At 68.7% G+C, this 3,020-nt stretch carries 4 protein-coding genes; all 4 read right to left on the bottom strand.

The genetic code is table 11. The features are described from left to right. A partial coding sequence (locus HKK72_RS38140) for a hypothetical protein (RefSeq protein ID WP_222721653.1) occupies positions 1 to 453 on the bottom strand: 453 nt, incomplete at its 3' end. A gap of 9 nt (positions 454 to 462) precedes the next feature. After that, positions 463 to 1,494, bottom strand: a complete 1,032-nt coding sequence (locus HKK72_RS38135) for an ABC transporter substrate-binding protein (protein WP_187239248.1) — start codon at positions 1,492 to 1,494, stop codon at positions 463 to 465. Positions 1,495 to 1,631: 137 nt separating this feature from the next. Beyond that, positions 1,632 to 2,405 (bottom strand): ABC transporter permease, encoded by a 774-nt coding sequence (locus HKK72_RS38130; protein ID WP_187239247.1) that lies wholly within the window; start codon positions 2,403 to 2,405, stop codon positions 1,632 to 1,634. Further along, positions 2,402 to 3,020: ABC transporter ATP-binding protein (locus HKK72_RS38125; protein ID WP_222721652.1), on the bottom strand; the 619-nt coding region annotated here is incomplete at its 5' end. The genes HKK72_RS38125 and HKK72_RS38130, both read right to left, overlap by 4 nt.

The raw sequence follows: 3,020 nt of genomic DNA, 5'->3' as shown, positions 1-3,020 counted from the left end.
CCATACGGCCGCGAGCGACGGATCCGCCACGGCCGCGCCGAGCGACGTGCCCACCACGACGCCGGCGACCGTGTCGTCGGCGGCGATCCGCTCCACTTCCGTTACCGCCGCCTCCGGAGACGACAGAGGCAGCCAGGCGAGCGCGCTGACCCCCTGCCTGTCGCGGGCGAGGTCGGCGAGCGGGCCGTTGACCTCAAGGACGTAGTCGCCGTTCTCGGCGGCGACGTCCTCCAGGTACAGGGCCGGCGGCGGGGCCACGACGACACCGGCCAGGGCGGCACGGTGCGCGTCGAAGGCGCCGAGGCCGGAGAGCCGGCCGGGCAGCGGCAGCACCGCCGCCCCGCGGACGATCCCGCGCTCGGTGAGCGTCACCGACGGCGCGGCCGCGAGGAACTCCCGGGTCGCCGGCGGGACGAAATGGCAGTGCACGTCGTGCACGGCTGAGGACGGCATCGGCACGCCCTACTTCGCGGCGTCGAGCAGGTACTCACTGCTCGGGACGATGGTCTGCTGGCTTCCGATGCTCTTGAAGAACTGCTGGAAGGCGTCGATGGACGCCATGTCGACCTTGCCGTCCGGCGCCAGCAGGACCGGGGCCATCTTCTCGTACAGCTCCGGGGACTTCACCGACGTCGCCGCGACGAGGTAACTGACGATCTCATCGCGCCCGACCGGCTTCTTGCCATCGGTGGGGAACGCGGCGTTGTAGTCCGCGACGCCCTTCAGATAGGCCTTGAGGAACCGTGCCGAGAGGTCCTTGTTCGTCGCCAGCTTCTCGCCGTAGAGGATGATCCCGTTCGCCGCCCCCGGCATCACCGTGCCGAAGGGCAACAGGACATGCCCGACCTTCTTCGCCGTCGCCTGAGCGATGAACGGCTCCTGCAACGCGGCGGCGTCGACCGACTTGCTCTGCAGCGCGGCGAAGCTGTCTGCGGGGTTCTGCGGCACGAGCTTGACGTCCTTGATGGACAGGCCGGCCGACTCCAGGGCCTTGGCCAGTTCGGCGCCGGTCGCGGTGTTCACGTCCGGTACTCCGATGCGCTTGCCCTTCAGCTGCGCGACGGAGGTGATGGCACCCGAGCCGAACAGGTCCTGCCGGACGACAAGGCCCGTCCAGCTGTGCGTCGGGTCGATCTTCCCCTTGTCGGCCGCGATCTTCAGCTTCACACCACGGCTGATCGCGTTGAACAGGCCGGGAGTGGCCGAGGTGCCGGACGCGTCGAGCTTTCCGGCCGCGGTGAGGCTGATGATCGTCGGTGCGGACTGCGAGGGCACGAACTTGACGTCCAGCCTCTCGGCGGTGAAGTAGCCCTTCTTCTGGGCCGTGATCAGACCTGCGTCGGAGAGCGCTCCGAACAGCCCGACGTTGAGCGTCGTGGTCTTGGAGTCGGAGCCGCCCGAGCCGCCGCCCGATTCGGAGTTGCTGCCGCAGGCCGCGGCCAGCACGAGGCAGAGCAGTGCGAGGACACCGCTTGCCGCACGACGACGCATCATGGACGTCTCCTTCGAAGTTGAAACGATGGTGAAACGATTCGTTCGGCCGCCGGACGGCTGGCGCCGGCCGGCCGGGCAGATGGGTGGGCGGAACGTTCCAAGGCGCTGAGCCGGTCTCCCGGCTCGGCTGTCGCCGATCAGTCGTGCTCGATCCGCCAGGGCACCAGCCGCTTGTGGAGGGTGCGCATGACCACCTGGACGATGAGGCCATAGATCGCGATGACGGCCAGCGCCGCGTACATGAGGGGGACGTCGAAGGTCTGCCACGCCTGCCAGATCGCGTGCCCGAGCCCGGTCGAGCCGTTGACGAACTCGGCCGAGACGACGAGCAGGAAGCCGACGCCGATCCCGAGTTCGATGCCGGTGAGCATCAGGGGCAGCGCGCCGGGCAGCGCCACGGTCCAGATCCGGCGCCAGTGCGAGACCCGGTAGACCGTGGCCGTCTCGCCGTAGATGGGATCGATCTCGCGGATGCCGGCGAAGCTGTTCATCGCGACCAGGTAGAACACGCCGACGGAGACGATCGCCCACATCGTCGTCTCACCGAGCCCGAACACCAGCAGGAACAGCGGCAGCACAGCGATCTTGGGAATCGGATAGGTCATCGCCATCAGCGGACGGACCAGCGTGCGGAAGGTGCGTGAGAGGCCCATTCCCAGGCCGACCACGATGCCCGCGGTGGCTCCGATCGCGATGCCGATGAGCAGGCGCACGGTGGTGACGCCCACGTCGTGGCGGAGCGTCCCGTGCACGAACGCGTCCCAGAGATTGCTCGCGATGGTCGTGGGGGCGGGCCAGAAGCGGGTGTCGATCGCCTTCGTCCGGGTGAGCAGCTCCCAGAGTGCGAGCACCACGACGGGTGAGGCGACGGAGAGCAGCGTGCGCCGGGCCGTGCCGGCGAGGGTGGTCATCGGGCCGACCTCTGTCGAAGCATTTCCGATTGCAGTCCCGTCCACAGTGTGTTCGCCAGTTCCGGGTATTCGTGGTCCGCCTGCACCCGCATGAGTTCCCTCGGCCGTTCGAAGGGCGGCTCGATGATCGAGTGCACCGACGCCGGCACCGCCGTCATCAGCACGACCCGGTCGGCGAGCAGCAGCGCCTCGGAGATGCTGTGCGTGACGAAGAAGACCGTCGGCCTCGCCGCGCTCCAGGCATCGAGGAGGTCCTGCTGGAGCTGGATCCGGGTGGGTTCGTCGACGGCGGCGAAGGGCTCGTCCAGCAGCAGCAGTTCGGTGTCGGCCGCCAGCGCCCGGGCGATCGCGACGCGCTGGGCCATCCCTCCGGACAGCTCCGATCCGCGGCGGTGCGCGTAGGGGCCGAGCCCCATGCGCTCGATCCACTCGCCGGCCTTGGCGAGCCGCTCCTTCTTCGGCACCGACCGGTCGATGCCGTACTCGACGTTCTTCGTCACCGTCATCCACGGGAACGCGGACGCCTTCTGGAAGATCATCCCGCTGCGCGGCGGCTTGCCGTACCAACTGATCGACTCGCGGCGTTCGGGCTTCTCCAAACCCGACAGAATTCTC

This window comes from Actinomadura sp. HBU206391, from assembly GCF_014323665.1.
GTDB lineage: Bacteria > Actinomycetota > Actinomycetes > Streptosporangiales > Streptosporangiaceae > Actinomadura_C.
Note: the sequence above shows the minus strand (reverse complement) of the source record. Positions and strands in the feature narration are given on the sequence as shown.